Source organism: Mesorhizobium sp. P2_C5_2 (genome assembly GCF_056404535.1).
The window spans coordinates 101,929-118,918 of sequence record NZ_JBFUDV010000007.1; the positions used below are offsets into that span (position 1 = coordinate 101,929).

The window sequence follows — 16,990 nt, forward strand, 5'->3', positions numbered from 1 at the left end:
CAAGGCTAAACTCAGAGAGGTAACACAATGAAAAGACTGCTTATTGCTCTTATGACCACAACCGCCGCCATGTCATTGGCGGCGTCGGCGCAGGCCGCCGACAAGCTGAAGGCGTGCTGGGTCTACACCGGCCCGATCGGCGATTTCGGCTATTCCTACCAGCACGACCAGGGCCGTCTCGAGGTGGAGAAGGCGCTCGGCGACAAGGTCGAGACCGCTTATCTCGAAAACGTCTCGGAAGGCCCCGATGCCGACCGCGCTTTCGAGCGTCTGGCGCGCGAGGGCTGCAAGATCATCTTCGGCACCTCCTTCGGCTTCATGGATCCGGAAGTGAAGGTCGCCAAGAAATTCCCAAAGGTCATGTTCGAGCACGCCACCGGCTACAAGACCGGTGACAATCTCGGCATCTACAATGCGCGCTTCTATGAAGGCCGCTACGTGCTCGGCCAGATCGCCGCCAAGGAATCGAAGGCAGGGGTCGCCGGCTACATCGTTTCCTTCCCAATCCCCGAAGTGGTGATGGGCATCAACTCCTTCATGCTCGGCGCGCAGTCGGTCAACCCGAACTTCAAGGCCAAGATCGTTTGGGTGAACTCGTGGTTCGATCCCGGCAAGGAAGCCGATGCCGCCAAGGCGCTGTTCGACCAGGGCGCCGACATCGTCGTCCAGCACACGGATTCCACCGCAGCGCTGCAGGTGGCGGAAGAGCGCAAGCTGCACGGCTTCGGCCAGTCCTCGGACATGATCAAGTTCGCGCCGAACGCGCAGTTGACCTCGCTCACCGACGAATGGGGTCCATACTACATCAGCCGCGTCCAGGCGGCGCTGGACGGCACCTGGAAGCCGGACAATGTCTGGCTGGGCATCAAGGACGGCGCCGTCAAGCTCGCGCCCTTCACCAACATGCCCGACGATGTGAAGGCTATGGCCGAGGCGACCACCAAGAAGATTTCCGACGGCTGGAACCCCTTCACCGGACCGATCGCCAAGCAGGACGGCACGCCGTGGCTGAAGGACGGCGAGATCGCCGACGACGGCACGCTGCTCGGCATGAATTTTTATGTGAAGGGCGTCGACGACAAGTTGCCGCAATAAGCAACGGAAAACGCGAAACAAAAAGGGCGCCTCATGGCGCCCTTTTCATTCTGCGACTTGCGCCCCGGAGGTACCACGAAACCGCGCGAGTGCGGCAATCGCGCGGCCGATCCATGCCTTGGCCCAGCGCTGGGTTGGCCGTTCGAAATACCGCCAGATCGCCCAGGAAATCAGAACCATGAGCGCGACACAGCCCAGGGCTGCAACCCATTTACCGGCCAACGGTGCGGCGGCATTGATGGCGATGTAGCCGATTTTCTGGTGCAGGAGATAAAGCGGGTAGGTCAACCCGCCCAGCGCCATCGTCAGTGCGGACGGCACGACATAGCTGCGCAGCAGGACCGCACCGATCAGCAGGGAATGCATGACGAAATTGGCGATCACCAGGTGCGGCTGCGAAACGGCAATGCCGTATTCATTCAACATCCACTGCCGGGTCACGGACAGCGTGCTGCAGGATAGAAGGAAAGCTGCACCAAGCAGCAGCAGGGCTGCCAGGGAGCGGCCATGCGCATGGATGTGGTGGACGAGCACGCCGGCGGCGAAGAACGGACCGAACTCAGTGATGAACAGCAGCCTCGCCGCGCGGCTTTCGATGAAGAACTCGTTCGACGCCGAGATCACCAGCCAGATGAAGATCAGCCCAAGCTTCCATTTCTGGAAAACGCCGCCGATGAGAGCCAGCGTCACCCATCCGTAGAAGACCAGTTCGAGCAGGATCGACCAATAGACGCCGTCCATGAACGGTTGGCCGAGCGCCGGCGCAAACATCGACAGATTGGCGGCGTACTGGCCGAGAGAAGCTGAAAACAGCGGTGCGCCGAAAGCCGCGATAATGACGAAGGTGATTGTCATGCACAGGAGGTAGCCGGGGCAGAGCCGCACGAAACGCGCAATGGCAAACTCTTGCCAGAAGCGGCCTTCCGCCGACCAGGCGATGACGAAACCGCTGATCAGGAAGAACAGATTGACGCCGAGATAGCCGTAGAGCGCAACCGGCGCCACGCTCGGATAGCCCTGGGCGAGAGCGCCCTCGGAAGCTGCGCCGCGAAAGAAGTAATGGAAGAACACGACAGCCAGCGCCGCCGCCAGCCTCAACAGGTCCAGCGTCGCGATATAGTCCTGCCGGGCAGGTCTGGCGTCCATGCGAAGTCTCAGCGTTTACGGCTGGGAAACCATAACGCGGACCGCGACCAAACAGGGTAAACGGGCAAAACTATCGCCAAATGTGGTAAATCGCTGCCTGAACGCGGTAGAGCCTGATTTCAGACCGCCGGGCGGCAGAGCTCACAAACGTTGCGCCGTCGATCTTGAAGGATCGCTCGACCATTTTTCGCCAAGTGTTCAGACCCGCCTGGAGCCGGCTCATTTGTGCGTTCCATGTATTCGTGCGTCAGGAACAATATCTGTGACACGGCTCCGTGGCCGCCTTCACATACACCAACGGCTTTTACTTCCATGCTGATCTTGCGGCCTGACGAAGTCGGCCGGCGTGACAAACGTCATGAGGAGAAGTCTTATGCAATTGAACAAAAAACTTTTAGCGATCATCGGTAAGCGTATTCCAGCTTTTTACGACGTCATCCCGCGCGGACCACAGGGGCGGCTCGCGCAAATCGCACTCAATCCTCAACCGCTCCCGCCTCACGAGCTGGGCGCTGCGATCGCCGACGAATTCATTCGCGGCGTGTGGTTCGCCGAGCGAGGCGGGCTCGACATGAAAGCGGTGCTGAGCGACCTCGACGATTGGTGCCCGACGCGGCCGAAGCTACCGAAGCTTCCGCCGTGGTGGCCGCCGATTCCGGAGCCCGAGCCGCATCCCGAATGGTTCGTAGACTTTCATCTGGGATTTGCCGCACGGCTGTCCGTGGTGGAGGCTGGCTCGGCGGGCACGCGGCTGGACAAGACCCTCAATCAGGCGATCGATCGGTCGCTGGCTGCAATGGAATCGGTCAAGCTCTGACGAAGGGCAACACCGCCTGACGAGGATGTGCCAAAAGCCGAGGGCGCCGGGGAGGCGCCCTTTCGGCGGTTTCTAGACCGCTGAACCGTAAAGATCGTAGGCGTCGGCGCGGTCGATCTTGACGGTGACAATGTCGCCTTGGCGCAGCGGGCGGCGCGACTGGATATGCACCGAACCGTCGATCTCGGGCGCATCGTATTTGGTGCGGCCCTTGGCCGAGGTGCCATGCGCCTCGTCGATCAGCACGGGCAGGCGTTTGCCGACCTTCTTGGCCAGCTGCGTCGCCGAAATCTTCTGTTGGCGCTGCATGAAGCGATGCCAGCGCGCTTCCTTGATCTCCTGCGGCACCTGTTCGAGGCCGAGATCGTTGGAACGGGCGCCCCTGACCGGCTCGTATTTGAAGCAGCCGGCGCGGTCGATCTTGGCCTCGTCCAGCCAATCGAGCAGCATCTCGAAATCCTCGTCCGTTTCGCCGGGAAAGCCGACGATGAAGGTCGAGCGTATCGCGAGATCCGGGCACACCTCGCGCCAGCCACGGATGCGCTCCAGCGTCTTTTCGCCATGCGCGGGACGGCGCATGTTCTTCAGCACCTGCGGCGAGGCGTGCTGGAAGGGGATGTCCAGATAGGGGAGGATCTTGCCCTCGGCCATCAGCGGGATGACGTCGGCGACATGCGGGTAGGGGTAGACATAGTGCATGCGCACCCAGATGCCGAGCTTGCCAAGTTCCTCCGACAGGTCGAGGAATTTCGCCCGCACTTCGCGGTCGCCGAACATGGACGTCTGGTACTTGATGTCGATGCCGTAGGCGCTGGTGTCCTGCGAAATGACCAACAATTCTTTGACGCCGGCCTTGGCCAGCTTCTCGGCCTCGCGCAACACATCGGCCGCCGGTCGCGAAACCAGGTCGCCGCGCAGTGCGGGAATGATGCAGAAGGTGCAGCGGTTGTTGCAGCCCTCCGAAATCTTCAGATAGGCGTAGTGGCGCGGCGTCAGCTTCACGCCTTGCGGCGGCAGGAGATCGATATAGGGATCGTGGCTCGGGGGTGCGGCCTCATGCACCGCCGCCATCACGCTCTCATAGGCCTGCGGGCCGGTGATGGCGAGCACGTTGGGGTGCTTCTCGCGGATGACGTCGGGCTCGGCGCCGAGACATCCGGTGACGATGACCCTGCCGTTTTCCGAAAGCGCCGAACCGATGGCGTTAAGCGACTCATCACGGGCTGAATCGAGGAAGCCGCAAGTGTTGACGACGACGAGGTCGGCGCCGTCGTGCTTGCGCGCGATCTCATAGCCTTCGGCGCGCAGGCGCGTGATAATGCGCTCGGAATCCACAAGGGCCTTCGGGCATCCAAGGCTGACGAAACTGACGCGAGGGGCAGACATATAAACGTTCCGGGTTTTTCGGGATTGGCGGCCCAGTACCACACTTATTGCGGCATTGGTATGGGCAGCGGCTGCGGCGAACGCGACCGCAGCTTCAGGCAGGCAGCCCTGATGGTACGCGAGCCAGGTAACCGGCAGCGTCAGCTCACCGCATTGCTGACATGCGGCAAGACCTCGACGACGCCGCGATAGACCATGTCGAGCGCGACATAGAGGATGATCAGCAGGCCTACATAGGCGATCCAGCGGTAGCGATGCAAAAGCCTGGCGATGAAGCTCGCGGCGAGGCCCATCAGGGCAATCGACAGCACGAGGCCGATGACCAGCACCGGGAAATGATCGCGCGCCGCACCGGCGACCGCCAGCACATTGTCGAGCGACATCGAAACGTCGGCAACGACGATCTGCAGCGCTGCCTGGCCGAGCGTCTTGCGCGCCTTGCCGGTCGCAACCGTCTTGTCGCCGTCGAGATCGGCATTGGCCAGCGCCTCGGTCGCCTCCTGCTCGTCGGCATGCGACGTGCGCAACTCGCGCCACATCTTCCAGCACACCCACAACAGCAGGATGCCGCCGGCCAGTAGCAGGCCGACAATAGCAAGCAGCTTGACGGTGACGGCGGCAAACAGAATGCGCAGCACAGTTGCCGCCAAGACGCCGATGAGGATCGCTTTCTTGCGCTGCTCGACCGGAAGACCGGCTGCGGCAAGGCCGATGACGATGGCGTTATCGCCGGCAAGCACCAGATCGATGGCGATGACCTGGAGGAGGGCCGTCATGCTTGCGGCGCTGAAAATGTCCATCGACTGGAGGCCCTTGCTGCTCGCTAAGTGTTCGTCGTCGGATATGCCGACGCCCTAACGTGTATGGTTCCCGCGCGTCAAGAGAACGCTAAGGCCAGAACCGAAAAACCACAGGAATAGGGGAAGGGCCGTTCTGCCTGAGAGAACTCGAACCGCAGCGGACTTAGTCGTAGAGGTTGTATTTCGCCCAGTCGGCTTCGGGGATTTCGTCGCCGATGCGGTAGCGGAACTGCAGGACCTCCATGTGGTCCGGCGCCGTCTCGCATTTGAACTTCAGCCGGTACCATTGGCCCTTGCTGCGGAAGGCGGCGCCTGGGCTGCGGATGGCATCGGCCTTCATTTCCGGCGTCGCAAATGCATAGGCGACGACGCGGTCGGCCTTGTACTTGTGGTCGTCGTGGCTGATGCGGTCCAGAACCTCGGCGTCGCATCTCTGTTCCAGACGGGTCTGCGGATCAAGTTTCAGCAGGCCGGCGCGCAAGGCGGCGTCCATTGCGTAGACAGGCCAGGCCAGCGTCACCGACGCCAGGGCCGCAAGGAATAGTTTTTTCATGGGCGGGAGAACCAGCATATTTCGGGTCGAAAATCAACCGGAGTGCCATTTTGGGGCAATGGGATATGCCCGGAAATCGCCGTTAGGCGAACAAGGTTGGCTGCCCTCGTCACGCTCGTTCTCGTCGTCGTGACAGGCTGGGCCGCGATTTAGGGATTGCGCCGGAACACACTGAACTGGAAGGCCTGCGTCGATCCCCACGGTGTGGTGTGCACATGCCGGCATTGATCCACAAGCTCGAAGGTTGACCCAATGACGCGCGCAAGCATGGCCGGATCGTATCTCGCCATTTCCAGTCCGCTACACCGCTCTGGTCCGTCGGGAGCAAAGGTTGCAATCACGGCGATACCGCGTGGTTTGACCGCAGCGCCAAGACGCTCGACATAGGCCGCCCGTTCATCGGCTTGCACCAGAAAATGGAATGCTGCGCGATCGTGCCAGAAGTCGTAGGTCCGCGACGGCTGCCACCGCGTGATATCTGCGGCTACCCAGCTTACAGTGGCTGCCGCTGCGCCTAGCCGAGCCTTTGCCGTATCAAGAGCCGTTGTCGATAGATCGAGCACGGTGATGTCCTGGATACCGCCTTGCAGCAACGCGTCAACCAGTCGCGAGGCACCCCCACCGATGTCGATAAGGCTGTGCCCGGCGATGATGCCCCATTTCTGAAAGAGATCGAGCGAAACCGCAGGCGCCCCCTCGAACCAGCTGACACCTGATTCACCCTTGGTTGTGTAGGCATTGTTCCAGTGAGCCTGTCGGTCGAGCGAAGTTTCGGTCATCGACTATTTCTGCGCCTTCCAACGTCCGTTGAAAAGTTATTCTAACCGGGCAACTCGGGCTTCCAAACGGGTAAGCAAGTCTCGACGCTCCAAAAAAATCTGTAATAAATACTAAAATCAACGGCTTACGTCAATTTGATCGCAGAGTTTGATGGCGGAGGGAGTGACATCTAAACCAGCGTCCGTTACGGTTCGCTCTCATCCTAAAAAACCGTTGAACCCCTTGGATTTACGGCATTCTTTGTTTGCTGTTGTTCGCAACACCAGTTTCCCGCGCAAAGTGGCTGAAGCTGCGCTCGCGCATAAGACAGGCGACGCAGTGGAAACGCTTTACCTCACACAACGCCTGATGAGCGCGCGCAAGGTGAAGATGCCGATGGACCGGCGGTCGCCGCTTTTCCCGGAAAAACGCCGTCGCTCCCAGTGTCAGCAGATGTGGTAAGGTTGATTGTCGGCGAGTAGCAGAGAGGTCCAGCAACAATGACTTTGAGACGAACCAGAGCTTACGGCGCATCCGGCCTGGTTCTAGCGGTTTGCACTGTGTTTGCTTGGCAGAACGCCACTGCCGCTCAAAATTGCGACGCAGCCGCGACGCCTGGCGTCGATTGGCAGGAGTGTGACAAAAAGCTTCTCATCCTAGAAGGACAGGACCTGAGCGGGGCGAACCTGGTCGGGGTTGATTTCACTTCGACCGACCTCAGGAACAGCAATCTCCTTGCGGCAAATTTTGAGAAGGCAACGCTTGTGCGTGCTTCCCTGGCCGGCTCGACCGCCAAAGGCGCCCGGTTCGACAAAATCGAGGCCTACAGGACCGACTTCAGCCGTATGGACGCGCAGGGCGCTGTGTTTGCGGGCGCGGAAGTGCAGCGCTCGAATTTCCAGGACGCCAATCTGACCAATGTTGATTTCACAAAGGCGGAATTGGGGCGTGCGCAGTTCCATGACGCCGATATCAGCGGCAGCCGCTTTTCGTTTGCCAATCTCGCGCGGGCGGACTTCCGAGGAGCGACGTTCACCGCGCCGATAGACTTTGACCGCGCTTTTTTCTTTCTGACCCGTATCGAGGGCCTCGATCTTTCCAATTCGGCGGGTCTGTCCCAATGGCAGCTCAACATGGCTTGCGGAGACGCCCGGACCGAGTTGCCTTCTGGCTTGACGAGGCCTGAAGATTGGCCCTGTCAATTCCAGCAGGAATAGTTGTCGGCAAGCGAACTGCGGCAATGCTTCACCCGACAGGATTTCCTGCGGCGGGTCTGGGCGGAGCGTCACCGCTGCTTGAGGCGCCTCCTGCCTATGATGGCAAGGACGCCGACGAAGATGAGGACAGTGAGCCGGAGCCCAGGCACTTCATCATCGGGAGACGTTAGGCACAGGCTTCATCGTTTTACGAAATTAGGAAGTGACTTAGGAAAAGTTTGGCCTGTTTTCAAAAGTCTTCAAAAAATCAATACGATAGGGAAATTTGTGGCGGAGGGAGTGGCCGCCGAATAGAAGACGCCAAGCATTTGCTTTGACATCATATTTTTCTCCAGGTGCGACAAAAGTACCCGGCTTTGTACCCGGTCGCAGTTTGACGCGCCCTAAAGCGATGTCGGGCGCGGTTGCGGCTACGTGATCGGCACCATATATCTTACGTTGGGCACTTCGGGGGATTTCCAATTAGCATTCTTCGCGAGATACAGGCTGCGGTGCTCAGCGACAACGCAGACCTCAGCACCATTCTGTTGAAACTGCGGTTTTTGGCGTCGCGGCTCGGGAGCGAGCCGCTTGCGGAATGGGTGAAATACGAGACAGAAGGTTACCCGCCTGATGTTGAAGTGCCTGAGTACAGAATTGTCGAAGTGAGCTACAAGGGTACCTTTTCAGGACCGTTTGGCAGCGGTATCCGCAATGCGCCGATACCGTCCCTCCTGATAGAAAAGCACGCCAGCAAGAACTGGACGCATTACAAGATGCGGGAAAGCATCGCGGCGGTTGAGGACTTAGCAAGCAGGGACACCGGCCAAATTGGGATCGATGCGTCTAATCTAATCCTTGTGCTTCAGGGTAAAGTGTATGAGGGCTACGCTCTCAATTCGATTACGGGAGAAATCTCGACCGTATCCATGAGAGAGATCAAACAGGCTGTTCGCAGCCGTATTCTGGAACTTACAATCGAGCTTGAAAAGCGTGTGCCGGCGGCGGCCGAATTGACACTGGCGAAACCGGCAGGTGAGCTGAGCAGCAGCGCGGCGGTGACTACCCAAATCGTCAATCAGACGGTCTACGGAAACGTCACCCATGTAACAGCGACAGACGGCGCCCAAGTGACACTGTCGATCGCGGCCGGCGACATGGGTTCGCTAACCGCCGCGCTGGTACAGGCCGGACTGCCACGGGGGGCGGCCAGGGAATTCTCTGAGATCGTCGCCGCCGAACCGCCCAAGAGTTTGGACAAGCCGCTTGGAAACAAGGCGCTGGCCTGGATCAAGAAGAACGGCCCGAAAGCGGCGAGTGGAGCATGGAAAATCGGCTCGGATATCTTAACAGACGTGCTCACGGAAGCCGCGATGAAGTTCGCTGGCTTGAAGTAGGCGACCGAAATATCTGAAACCGGGGGACACATGACAAATCAAGGCGGCAGCGCTATGCCCGCGCGGCTGATCGCAGTGGTTATTCTGAGTGTCTGCCACACTCATCAGGCTACTGCGGACGAGGTTAGACTTCTCGGGGCAGGCGCCAGGGCGACCTGTGGACAGTGGCTGGCTGATCGGCAGAGCGGCCAGGACTTGTCTATGGCTAATTGGGGCCTGGGGTTTCTCTCGGCGTCGGCCGCGTTCTCTCGGGAGCTCAACCCGCTTAACGCCGTGGATAGCCAAGCAGTGCTGTACTGGCTCGACAGTTACTGTCGGTCACAGCCGCTGCACAAATTTACGACGGCCTTGAAAGCGTTCATAGCGGTGCACCCAAATTAGCCTGAAGCAGGCATTCGTTCATGGCCTGCATAAGATCATCGTGGCTTTTTAGATCGGCGAGGATATCGCGGATCGAACGCATCTCCACATCGCCATCCTCGTCGCGGCCGAATGGGATTACCGTATCCATATCGATCGCGCCTGAGAATGATTTTAGCGCGCTGGCCTTCGCCGCCACCGGCGAGTTCTAACCGCCGATGATGTCGCCGGGGTGCTTCGTGTCAGCAAGGCATCGCTTGCCCGCTGGCGGGTGCTCGGAACCGGCCCCGGCTACGTCAAGAAACAGGGCCGAGTCCTGTACCGGGCCGAGACAATCGAAAAGTTCGTGACCTCCAAAGAGCGCACCAAAACGCGCGATGATGATCCGGGGTCAAGCGCCAGCGTTGTGAGGAGGGGACCATGCTGAAAAAACCACTCGAACCAGCCGGGCACAAAGAAACGGTCGGCTGGACCGTTGAGTCACGCATCAACAACGATTCCGTGACATGGAAGCGCGCTGATGGGTGCGGCGTAATTTTCAACGCACGTGGATTTTCGAGGGACTCTTACAAGAACCTTCCATGGGTTTCTAAGCCTTATGCGATGTGAACGCCCGAGGACGGTTCGGTCAACTCGGCCGGTGGTCGCCAGCGCACCTTAGCCACGTTTTCCGCCGCAGCCGCTGCGTTGCAGAAGCATCGACCGCCTTGACGGGCGCGGCTTTATCGCCGCACGCTGGCGCGAATGCCAAGCGTTGGGAGATTGCGCGCGCGGACGATACAGGAAGGTGGCAGCACAATGACCTGGATGATAGGCTTGGGGTGCATTCTCATGGCTTGGATTCACTTTGCCGTTGATCCTCTCGATTACCGCCCGGATCCCACTCTGCAAGGAATTGTCTGGCTGGGATTTGGCCTATGGTGCTTCGCGACCGCATGGCAGCAACGCAACTGGCGTCCACCATCGGACAAGGGCTGAGTTTTCAAACTGATCCGATTGAAATTCCTGGTACGCCCAAGGGGGAAACGAACTCCTGTTCCCGCCCCGTGAGAGTGACGATGATCGAATTCTATTTTGACGATAGCGGCACGCATGACAACGGAGCACCCGTGGTGGTGTGGGGTGGAATAGTCGGAAAGGCCGAGAACTTTGAGTATCTCGGCGCTAAATGGCGCGAATTCCTTGCGGAACCCAGTCCAGGACGGACGGCGATACAGACTTTCAGTTTGTCGAAATGCAAGGCGCGTAAGGGGGATTTTGAGCGCTATGACCCCTCGGCGGTAAGCGCAGCGAGAAAGCGATCTCGTCAGGTCATTATCGAATCTGGAGTGTCACCCGTAGCCTATGGTATTGAGAAAGAGGCCTGGCACTATTTGGCGGGGAGAAAGAGCGTCAACGACGCCGGAAGCTCGGCTCGCATCGCATTTGGTCTTTGCGCAAAGGCGGTTCTTAGGGACGCCGAGGGGCGCGGAGAGAAGGTCAAGATGATCTTTGACCTCGGCCAAAGTGCGAATGTTTACGGCATAGCCGCAGAGGCCGCTGAGCTATTTCCCGAGATAGGTAAGCTCGTAGAATTTTCTCCGATAGGGGTTGCGAGTTCGACCGGCCTTCAGGCCGCCGATACTATCGCCCATGAGTTCTACGATTATGCGAAAAGATGGATAGCGGACAGAGGCGCAAAGCCGGGGCCTGAGTTGGCGGAAATAATCGAAGGGGCTGAGGACGCGCGCATGTACATGATGGGAGAGCCAGAAATTTCCGCCATGCTCGACACAATCACTTGCGCTTCGCAATAACCTTCATTGCCTTTTTGAAGCCTCCCAGCCTTCGTCAGACTCCAAACGACTTGGCATCCTCAATTAGCTTGGTCATGTAATCAACGAAAAGCTTTCCGACTTTCAACGGAGTGGGGTCTGCCAACCTAGCCCCAAGGTGCTCTGACGGTGGATCAAAAACGTCTTTATATCTAGAGTCTTTCACTCTAACTAAGGCCAGAGATGGCTTGTCGTACATCTTTGTAGATATTAAATCCTCGTTTGAGGATGTAACTCGAACGTGACCTGAACTATCGGTTCCTACGCTTATTTGAACTCCGTCCAGCTTGAGGGGATCATATGGCTGCCGGACCGTAATTGTCGCCTGTCCAACTTCTAGCCGGACGGTGACGTCTTCGATAGCGTGCTCTTCTGAATTCCGAGCGTGGTGCATGTAAGACAATAGCGGGTCATCCTTTCTCGCTCTCTTGGCTCTACCAAACCAGCCTTCTGCCCTCCCGCTGGTTTTGCTCCCTTGTTCGAGTTTCGAGTATATGCCGTTCGCAGCTAGAAGGAGATCGGACCAAGCGCTTTCGGCTTCGCCAAGCGTATTGGCGGATTCCAAGCTTGCCAGCGCTGCACGGGCCTTTTCCAGACGCGCGATGCTGTGACGAATTGCGGAGGACTCAGACATATTTGACCTAAGCACCGCGATTGATTCGAGTCCAATTCCGCAAGGAGCGCAGCACCGTATTTGTTCGCCGGTGTCCGTTGTCGTCAAAGTGGAGCCGCCAGCAAAGGTGGGGATCAGGTAGGGATGGGAGCTATTAGGCCAATAAAAGCTAATAAAATTAAAAGCATGTGGCGGAGGGAGTGGGATTCGAACCCACGGTGGGCTTGCACCCACGCCGGTTTTCAAGACCGGTGCCTTAAACCGCTCGGCCATCCCTCCAACTAATTGCAATCATTGCGCTTTTGGTAATCGGCATAGGGCTGTGGAAAGCCTTTTGCTACGCGCTTTGCAACTATTTGCCTTTTCGGTTGTCGCTTATAGCCGCCTGCAACGCGACGTCAACTTGCTCTGCCGCGTCTGCCTGCATTCCTGGCATAACATGCGAATAGAGGTCTGGCGTTATGCCGATGTTCGAATCCCCAGGCGCTCGCTCGCAATCTTCGGACGAACGCCGGCTGAAAGCATTTGCGTGGCATGGGTATGCCGAAGTCATGGAAGCGGATGCGGGGCAGGGAGGTCTTGCCGAGAACGCGCAGCCGCTCATGCTGAGGGAGCGGGGCTGGCCGTCGACCTGAGCGACAACGAAGCTGTCCGCGTCCGGGCGAATGCCCAGGCGCAGCTGCTCCTCGGCCTGCCGCGCACAGTGCGCCTTCAGTTCGGCGAAACGAAGCCTAGCTCTGGTGAAGCCACAACTTGTGGCTCGACCAAACCCGCTGCCTTACGGTGGCGGGCTCTTTTTACTGGCACTATTCGCCGTCGTTGCGGACAAAATGTCGTTGACGTAACGCTAACTAGGCGCAATCATTTCGAATTGTGCAGGGTGAGGGCGTTTCAATGAAACTCGTTGTCTTTGGCGTAGCAATGGTATTGGCAGCCACCGGAGCGGCTGTTGCGAAAGAGAAGAAAAAGGTGGCCACCGCTCAGGCTGCAACCTCGTGTTCTGCAGCTCATATGAAGGCTGGCAGCAAGCGGACCCCGAAACCGGATTGTAAATCGACACGCACCGTTGCTGCGCGACCGTCAAGTGGGGGCGCAAACTTCCTGGATCATTATAATCCGCGCTTAGGGTATGACACCAGTCCGTGGTTTTCGAACTGGCAATAATTGACGGCGGCTTCGGCTACCGGGCCTTTCTTTATCCAGCGACGGCCAGACCAATGCCGACACCGATTGCCACCCCAATGGCCAAGCGAAGCCAATTCTATGTCGCTCGGGTCTGATGCAGCCGCATCAGATCGTCAAAAAACGCGGTCCATGGTCGTTCTCTCCTTCGCATGTGGATCAACGCCTCGCTGGCAAGGTCGAGCAGAACACGTGGAACGATCCGGAAGGCGAGCCTGACCTTGGCTGAACCGGCATTGCTACCGGCTGGCGCGAAGGCGGATCCGATCTCCTCGATCGAGCCGAACGGCGACGAACTGGACTTTAATGGCGACGAGGGAGGCCGGCACGAGGCGCGTATCCGTCGTGATTGGAAGTGGCAGTTTATCAAGCTCGATCGGTTCGTGCGGCTCAGGCTCGCTTCATGCAGTGCGCGCACGGTGGGTGACAAATGGCCAGCGCCAAGTACATGCATATATGCTAAAACACGAGCCGTCCCGCACATTCAAGCGTGACCGACATATGGGAGGACGCGATGAAAACCATGAATCGCAGGTCTGCAATTGCGCTCGGTGTTACGGCCGCTGTGGTAACGCCTCTCTTCACCCTGGTAGCGTCTGCGAAGACCAAGAAATATGGCCCGAAGGAAGGCAAGGAGATTGCCCCAGGCGTCAGAGTCGTGGAGGTCGGCACAGGAAACTCCGACATTCCTGCTTACAAGAGCATTTCAATCGTCGACGTGGTCTTTCAGCCCGGGGCACACGCTCCCGCAATGATGATGGACAACGACATGGTCTGCACGATCACCGCAGGTGCATTCACGATCAAGAAAGCGGACAAGGAATTCAAGCTCAAGGAAGGCGACGTATACACGTGCTCCAAGGGCAAGACCGATGAGGCGACCAATACAAGCAAGGTGGTCGGCATACATCGCATCGCCGTCTTGATACCTGCCTGACAACCATACTTCTCCCGGTCAGGGCAATCGAGTCCTGGCCGGGCTTTGCCGCGGGTGATCCCACCGCTCTGCCCCGAACATTGACAATGCGGCGAAACACCGACCAATCTGTGTTTCCTAAAATACGAGCAAACGGGGGGGGAAACGATGAAGAAGACCTACGAGAAGCCGATCCTGGTAAAGCGCCAGAAGCTGTCGCAAGTGACAGCGCAGGAAGTCCAGTCCGTCGAGCCGCAATGATAGGTCTGACGTCGACAAGCCTCGGTGCAGCCGCCGGCGCGATGCCACAATCTCGCCCGGTTCCGGACACAATCGATTAATACGCTGATAAGCAATTCCTGCGCACAAGGGGATGGGGATTGGCGCGTCGCAGGCATTGCTGCTCTGGCTCCGCCGAAAATCTAAAAGCGGTGCCTGTGTCGACACGGTAGGGGACATCAGAAAACATGCAGACCACGACGCATCGGCGTCTTCGTCACGCTCCTGCTTTGGTCTTGTGCGCTCTTTCGGCTGCGTTGCTGGCCGCGTGCGCGTCGCCACAGTCCGACTCGAAAGCGATGGTCTACAAGAAGCCTCGCTCGAAGGAATATTTTGCCGAGACCGAGTATGGCGTGAAGGCCAGCCCGCGCGTCCAATACATGCGGCGCGGCGGCGGCCGCGACCAGTTGGGCAAGCCCTACCAGGTGCGCGGCAAGTGGTATTATCCGAAGGAAGAAAAGCGCTACGCCAAGGTCGGTCTCGCCTCCTGGTACGGCGATGCCTTCCACGGCCGGCTGACCGCCAATGGCGAAGTCTATGACATGACGCATCTGACGGCGGCGCATCCGACCATGCCGCTGCCGAGCTACGCCCGCGTCACCAACCTCGAAACCGGCAGTTCGGTTATCGTGCGGGTGAACGACCGTGGCCCGTACCATGAAGGCCGCATCATCGACGTCTCGGAGCGTGCCGCGCAGATGCTCGACTACGCCAAGGTTGGGACCGCCAAGGTGAAGGTTGAATATGTCGGCCGCGCTCCGCTCGATGGCGACGACGATCAGTATCTGATGGCGTCCTACCATCCTGGCAACCGGATACCGGACCCGTCGGATGGCTTGCCGACCGGCGTTATGGTGGCGATGGCCGGCCCATCGCCTAGCCTATCTGTTGGCGCACCACCTGCCGCCGTGCCGTTTCCCGGCCAACTGACCAATTCCGGCACCGAAGCGCAGCCGGTGATGTCGATGCAGGCACCGGCTTCAAGCGATGTGACACTGCCCGAATTCGGGCCGATCGTGCCTCAGCGTCCGGAATCGCCCTTTGCCGTGGCCTCGCTGTCCTATGCGGATGAACGCGTGCAACGCGCCGACGTGTTTGCTGCCCTTGATGACCAGGGCATGTCGCCGACCGACATCCTGCAGTCGTGGAAGAAATCGAACCCGCAGGCAGCGCCCGCTGTCACGGATTATGTAGCCGCCGGGTCCTTCGACGATGCCGCCGAGGCAAAGCGGGTGGCTGCGGCTCTCGAGCCCTTCGGCAGGACCGAGATCCAGAGCACCGAACTCGACGGCAATGACTGGTACGCGGTCAATCTCTATCCGGATGGCCACGGCAATGTCGACGATCTGCTGCGCGCGGCATGGTCGCATGGCGCGCCGGACGCGCTGGCTGTGCGCAACTGATCAACAAGGCCGGCTTTGCCATTGCGCGGTTGATCCGCCGGGAAGAAGCCTGATAGCTTTGCAGCACGTTTCCTGCAGGCCAACGCGTCGAGCCTCTCATGCGATTTCGCCTTGTCCACCCTTTTGCCGGGCTTTTGGGTCTTGGCCTCGTGCTGGCAGCGCTGGCTCCGGCCAACGCGCAGCTTTTTGAGACCAAGGCCACGCAGGCTTTCATGATCGATGCCGAGACCGGCACGGTGCTGTTTTCCAAGGATGCCGACAAACCGATACCGCCGGCCTCGATGGCCAAGCTGATGACCATGGAAATGGTCTTCAACGCCATCAAGTCGAAGCGCATGACCCTCGACGACACTTTCGTGGTCTCGGAAAATGCCTGGCGCAAGGGCGGCGCCCCGTCAGGAACGTCGACCATGTTCGCCAAGCTCAAATCGGCGGTTCGGGTCGAGGACCTGATCCAGGGCGTCACCATTCAGGCCGCCAATGACGGCTGCATGGTGCTGGCCGAGGGCATGGCGGGCTCCGAAGAGAATTTCGCCGCGCAGATGAACGATCGCGCCCGCCAGATCGGGCTGGCGAAATCGACATTCGTCAATTCGACCGGCCTGCCGGCCGACGGTCAGCAGACGACAGTGCGCGAACTGGCGCAGCTTGGCCTGCATATGTGGCGCGAATACCCGGATCTCTACCTCTATTATGGCCGGGCCGATTTCACCTGGAACAAGATTTCGCAAAGGAACCGCAACCCGCTGCTGGCCATGGGGATCGGCGCCGATGGGCTGGCAGTCGGTGCAAGCGAGGCGGGTGGTTTCGGCATCGTCGGCTCGGTTAGCCATGATGGTACGCGGGTGATAGCGGCGATGAGCGGATTGGCGAACGATCGCGAGCGCGCCGAGGAGGCCCGAAAGCTGCTCGAATGGGGCGTCCGCTCTTTCGAGAAGACCGAGATTTTCGCCAACAATGAAGTGGTCGGCGAGGCGCAGGTGTTCGGCGGCGCCAAATCCGGCGTGGCGCTGAAGGCAAAGGCGCCGATCAACGTGCTGTTGCCGATTGCCAACCGCGACAAGCTGACCGCAAAGATTGTCTATCAGGGGCCGGTGTCGGCGCCCGTGGAGGAGGGCCAGCCTGTCGGCGCGCTGCGCATCTGGATCGGTGATACGCTGAGCCAGGAGACGCCGCTGTTCGCCGCCGAATCGGTCGGCGTCGGCACGCTGCCGCAACGCGCGCTGGATGCCGCCAAGGAACTGGCGGTAGGCTGGCTGCGTTAACTCCTGCGG

Annotated in this window: 18 protein-coding genes, 1 tRNA gene and 1 pseudogene; 12 read left to right on the top strand and 8 right to left on the bottom strand. The window is 59.3% G+C overall.

The genetic code is table 11. From position 1 onward, the window contains the following. Positions 1-27: 27 nt before the first annotated feature. A complete protein-coding gene (locus AC1D1B_RS25765; protein ID WP_477335618.1) occupies positions 28-1,095 on the top strand; it encodes a BMP family ABC transporter substrate-binding protein in 1,068 nt (355 codons plus the stop codon). A gap of 45 nt (positions 1,096-1,140) precedes the next feature. Here AC1D1B_RS25765 and AC1D1B_RS25770 read toward each other — a convergent pair whose 3' ends face one another. Beyond that, positions 1,141-2,241, bottom strand: a complete 1,101-nt coding sequence (locus AC1D1B_RS25770; protein ID WP_477335620.1) for an acyltransferase family protein — start codon at positions 2,239-2,241, stop codon at positions 1,141-1,143. A 373-nt stretch (positions 2,242-2,614) separates the two neighbouring features. On the opposite strand from AC1D1B_RS25770, the gene AC1D1B_RS25775 reads away from it, so the two are divergent. After that, positions 2,615-3,058, top strand: a complete 444-nt coding sequence (locus AC1D1B_RS25775) for a hypothetical protein (protein ID WP_477335622.1) — start codon at positions 2,615-2,617, stop codon at positions 3,056-3,058. A gap of 72 nt (positions 3,059-3,130) precedes the next feature. Here the strand turns inward: AC1D1B_RS25775 and rimO are convergent, their stop codons facing one another. The 4 genes from rimO to AC1D1B_RS25795 form a co-directional block, all read right to left on the bottom strand. After that, the gene (gene rimO / locus AC1D1B_RS25780) at positions 3,131-4,444 is read right to left on the bottom strand and encodes a 30S ribosomal protein S12 methylthiotransferase RimO (RefSeq protein WP_477335624.1); all 1,314 of its coding nucleotides are present in this window, start codon (positions 4,442-4,444) and stop codon (positions 3,131-3,133) included. A gap of 140 nt (positions 4,445-4,584) precedes the next feature. After that, a complete protein-coding gene (locus tag AC1D1B_RS25785; protein WP_477335626.1) occupies positions 4,585-5,244 on the bottom strand; it encodes a TerC family protein in 660 nt (219 codons plus the stop codon). Between the two features lie 163 nt (positions 5,245-5,407). After that, positions 5,408-5,815 (bottom strand): DUF930 domain-containing protein, encoded by a 408-nt coding sequence (locus tag AC1D1B_RS25790; RefSeq protein ID WP_477335628.1) that lies wholly within the window; start codon positions 5,813-5,815, stop codon positions 5,408-5,410. A 131-nt stretch (positions 5,816-5,946) separates the two neighbouring features. Next, positions 5,947-6,576, bottom strand: coding sequence for a class I SAM-dependent methyltransferase (locus tag AC1D1B_RS25795; protein ID WP_477335630.1), 630 nt, complete (start codon positions 6,574-6,576; stop codon positions 5,947-5,949). A gap of 151 nt (positions 6,577-6,727) precedes the next feature. Between AC1D1B_RS25795 and AC1D1B_RS25800 the strand changes: the two genes are divergently transcribed. From AC1D1B_RS25800 to AC1D1B_RS25810, 3 genes are all read left to right on the top strand, one after another. After that, positions 6,728-7,018 carry a hypothetical protein gene (locus AC1D1B_RS25800; RefSeq protein ID WP_477335632.1) on the top strand — a complete coding sequence of 97 codons (291 nt, stop codon included), beginning with the start codon at positions 6,728-6,730 and terminating at the stop codon, positions 7,016-7,018. Between the two features lie 38 nt (positions 7,019-7,056). After that, on the top strand, positions 7,057-7,773 hold the full coding sequence (locus AC1D1B_RS25805; protein WP_477335634.1) for a pentapeptide repeat-containing protein: 717 nt from the start codon (positions 7,057-7,059) through the stop codon (positions 7,771-7,773). Between the two features lie 404 nt (positions 7,774-8,177). After that, positions 8,178-9,149: an AbiTii domain-containing protein gene (locus AC1D1B_RS25810; RefSeq protein ID WP_477335636.1), complete on the top strand. Its 972-nt coding sequence runs from the start codon at positions 8,178-8,180 to the stop codon at positions 9,147-9,149. A gap of 358 nt (positions 9,150-9,507) precedes the next feature. On the opposite strand, the gene AC1D1B_RS25815 is transcribed toward AC1D1B_RS25810, so the two are convergent. Next, positions 9,508-9,708, bottom strand: coding sequence for a hypothetical protein (locus AC1D1B_RS25815; RefSeq protein ID WP_477335638.1), 201 nt, complete (start codon positions 9,706-9,708; stop codon positions 9,508-9,510). Positions 9,709-9,726: 18 nt separating this feature from the next. Here AC1D1B_RS25815 and AC1D1B_RS25820 point away from each other — a divergent pair. From AC1D1B_RS25820 to AC1D1B_RS25830, 3 genes and pseudogenes are all read left to right on the top strand, one after another. Beyond that, positions 9,727-9,936, top strand: a pseudogene (locus AC1D1B_RS25820) (hypothetical protein); the annotation flags it as partial. Then, positions 9,930-10,118: a hypothetical protein gene (locus AC1D1B_RS25825; RefSeq protein ID WP_477335640.1), complete on the top strand. Its 189-nt coding sequence runs from the start codon at positions 9,930-9,932 to the stop codon at positions 10,116-10,118. The pseudogene AC1D1B_RS25820 and the gene AC1D1B_RS25825, both read left to right, overlap by 7 nt. 308 nt (positions 10,119-10,426) lie before the next feature. Next, on the top strand, positions 10,427-11,305 hold the full coding sequence (locus AC1D1B_RS25830) for a hypothetical protein (RefSeq protein ID WP_477335642.1): 879 nt from the start codon (positions 10,427-10,429) through the stop codon (positions 11,303-11,305). 34 nt (positions 11,306-11,339) lie between these two features. Here AC1D1B_RS25830 and AC1D1B_RS25835 read toward each other — a convergent pair whose 3' ends face one another. After that, on the bottom strand, positions 11,340-11,888 hold the full coding sequence (locus AC1D1B_RS25835; RefSeq protein ID WP_477335644.1) for a hypothetical protein: 549 nt from the start codon (positions 11,886-11,888) through the stop codon (positions 11,340-11,342). 237 nt (positions 11,889-12,125) lie between these two features. Further along, positions 12,126-12,215, bottom strand: a tRNA-Ser gene (locus tag AC1D1B_RS25840). A 1,124-nt stretch (positions 12,216-13,339) separates the two neighbouring features. On the opposite strand from AC1D1B_RS25840, the gene AC1D1B_RS25845 reads away from it, so the two are divergent. The 4 genes from AC1D1B_RS25845 to AC1D1B_RS25860 all read left to right on the top strand — a co-directional run bounded on the left by AC1D1B_RS25845 (position 13,340) and on the right by AC1D1B_RS25860 (position 16,981). Next, positions 13,340-13,612 (top strand): hypothetical protein, encoded by a 273-nt coding sequence (locus tag AC1D1B_RS25845; RefSeq protein WP_477335646.1) that lies wholly within the window; start codon positions 13,340-13,342, stop codon positions 13,610-13,612. A 20-nt stretch (positions 13,613-13,632) separates the two neighbouring features. Further along, positions 13,633-14,055, top strand: coding sequence for a hypothetical protein (locus tag AC1D1B_RS25850; protein ID WP_181056935.1), 423 nt, complete (start codon positions 13,633-13,635; stop codon positions 14,053-14,055). Positions 14,056-14,501: 446 nt separating this feature from the next. Then, on the top strand, positions 14,502-15,716 hold the full coding sequence (locus tag AC1D1B_RS25855) for a septal ring lytic transglycosylase RlpA family protein (protein WP_477335648.1): 1,215 nt from the start codon (positions 14,502-14,504) through the stop codon (positions 15,714-15,716). Positions 15,717-15,814: 98 nt separating this feature from the next. Then, positions 15,815-16,981 carry a D-alanyl-D-alanine carboxypeptidase family protein gene (locus tag AC1D1B_RS25860; RefSeq protein ID WP_477335650.1) on the top strand — a complete coding sequence of 389 codons (1,167 nt, stop codon included), beginning with the start codon at positions 15,815-15,817 and terminating at the stop codon, positions 16,979-16,981. Positions 16,982-16,990: the final 9 nt, after the last annotated feature.

Excerpts from the sequence above, each read along its gene's own strand:
- AC1D1B_RS25860 (WP_477335650.1), top strand. The coding sequence starts at position 15,815 with ATGCGATTTCGCCTTGTCCACCCTTTTGCCGGGCTTTTGGGTCTTGGC.
- AC1D1B_RS25850 (WP_181056935.1), top strand. The coding sequence starts at position 13,633 with ATGAAAACCATGAATCGCAGGTCTGCAATTGCGCTCGGTGTTACGGCC.
- AC1D1B_RS25795 (WP_477335630.1), bottom strand. The coding sequence starts at position 6,576 with ATGACCGAAACTTCGCTCGACCGACAGGCTCACTGGAACAATGCCTAC.
- AC1D1B_RS25805 (WP_477335634.1), top strand. The coding sequence starts at position 7,057 with ATGACTTTGAGACGAACCAGAGCTTACGGCGCATCCGGCCTGGTTCTA.
- AC1D1B_RS25770 (WP_477335620.1), bottom strand. The coding sequence starts at position 2,241 with ATGGACGCCAGACCTGCCCGGCAGGACTATATCGCGACGCTGGACCTG.
- AC1D1B_RS25830 (WP_477335642.1), top strand. The coding sequence starts at position 10,427 with ATGGTGCTTCGCGACCGCATGGCAGCAACGCAACTGGCGTCCACCATC.
- AC1D1B_RS25775 (WP_477335622.1), top strand. The coding sequence starts at position 2,615 with ATGCAATTGAACAAAAAACTTTTAGCGATCATCGGTAAGCGTATTCCA.
- rimO (WP_477335624.1), bottom strand. The coding sequence starts at position 4,444 with ATGTCTGCCCCTCGCGTCAGTTTCGTCAGCCTTGGATGCCCGAAGGCC.
- AC1D1B_RS25800 (WP_477335632.1), top strand. The coding sequence starts at position 6,728 with ATGGCGGAGGGAGTGACATCTAAACCAGCGTCCGTTACGGTTCGCTCT.
- AC1D1B_RS25825 (WP_477335640.1), top strand. The coding sequence starts at position 9,930 with ATGCTGAAAAAACCACTCGAACCAGCCGGGCACAAAGAAACGGTCGGC.
- AC1D1B_RS25790 (WP_477335628.1), bottom strand. The coding sequence starts at position 5,815 with ATGCTGGTTCTCCCGCCCATGAAAAAACTATTCCTTGCGGCCCTGGCG.
- AC1D1B_RS25785 (WP_477335626.1), bottom strand. The coding sequence starts at position 5,244 with ATGGACATTTTCAGCGCCGCAAGCATGACGGCCCTCCTCCAGGTCATC.
- AC1D1B_RS25765 (WP_477335618.1), top strand. The coding sequence starts at position 28 with ATGAAAAGACTGCTTATTGCTCTTATGACCACAACCGCCGCCATGTCA.
- AC1D1B_RS25855 (WP_477335648.1), top strand. The coding sequence starts at position 14,502 with ATGCAGACCACGACGCATCGGCGTCTTCGTCACGCTCCTGCTTTGGTC.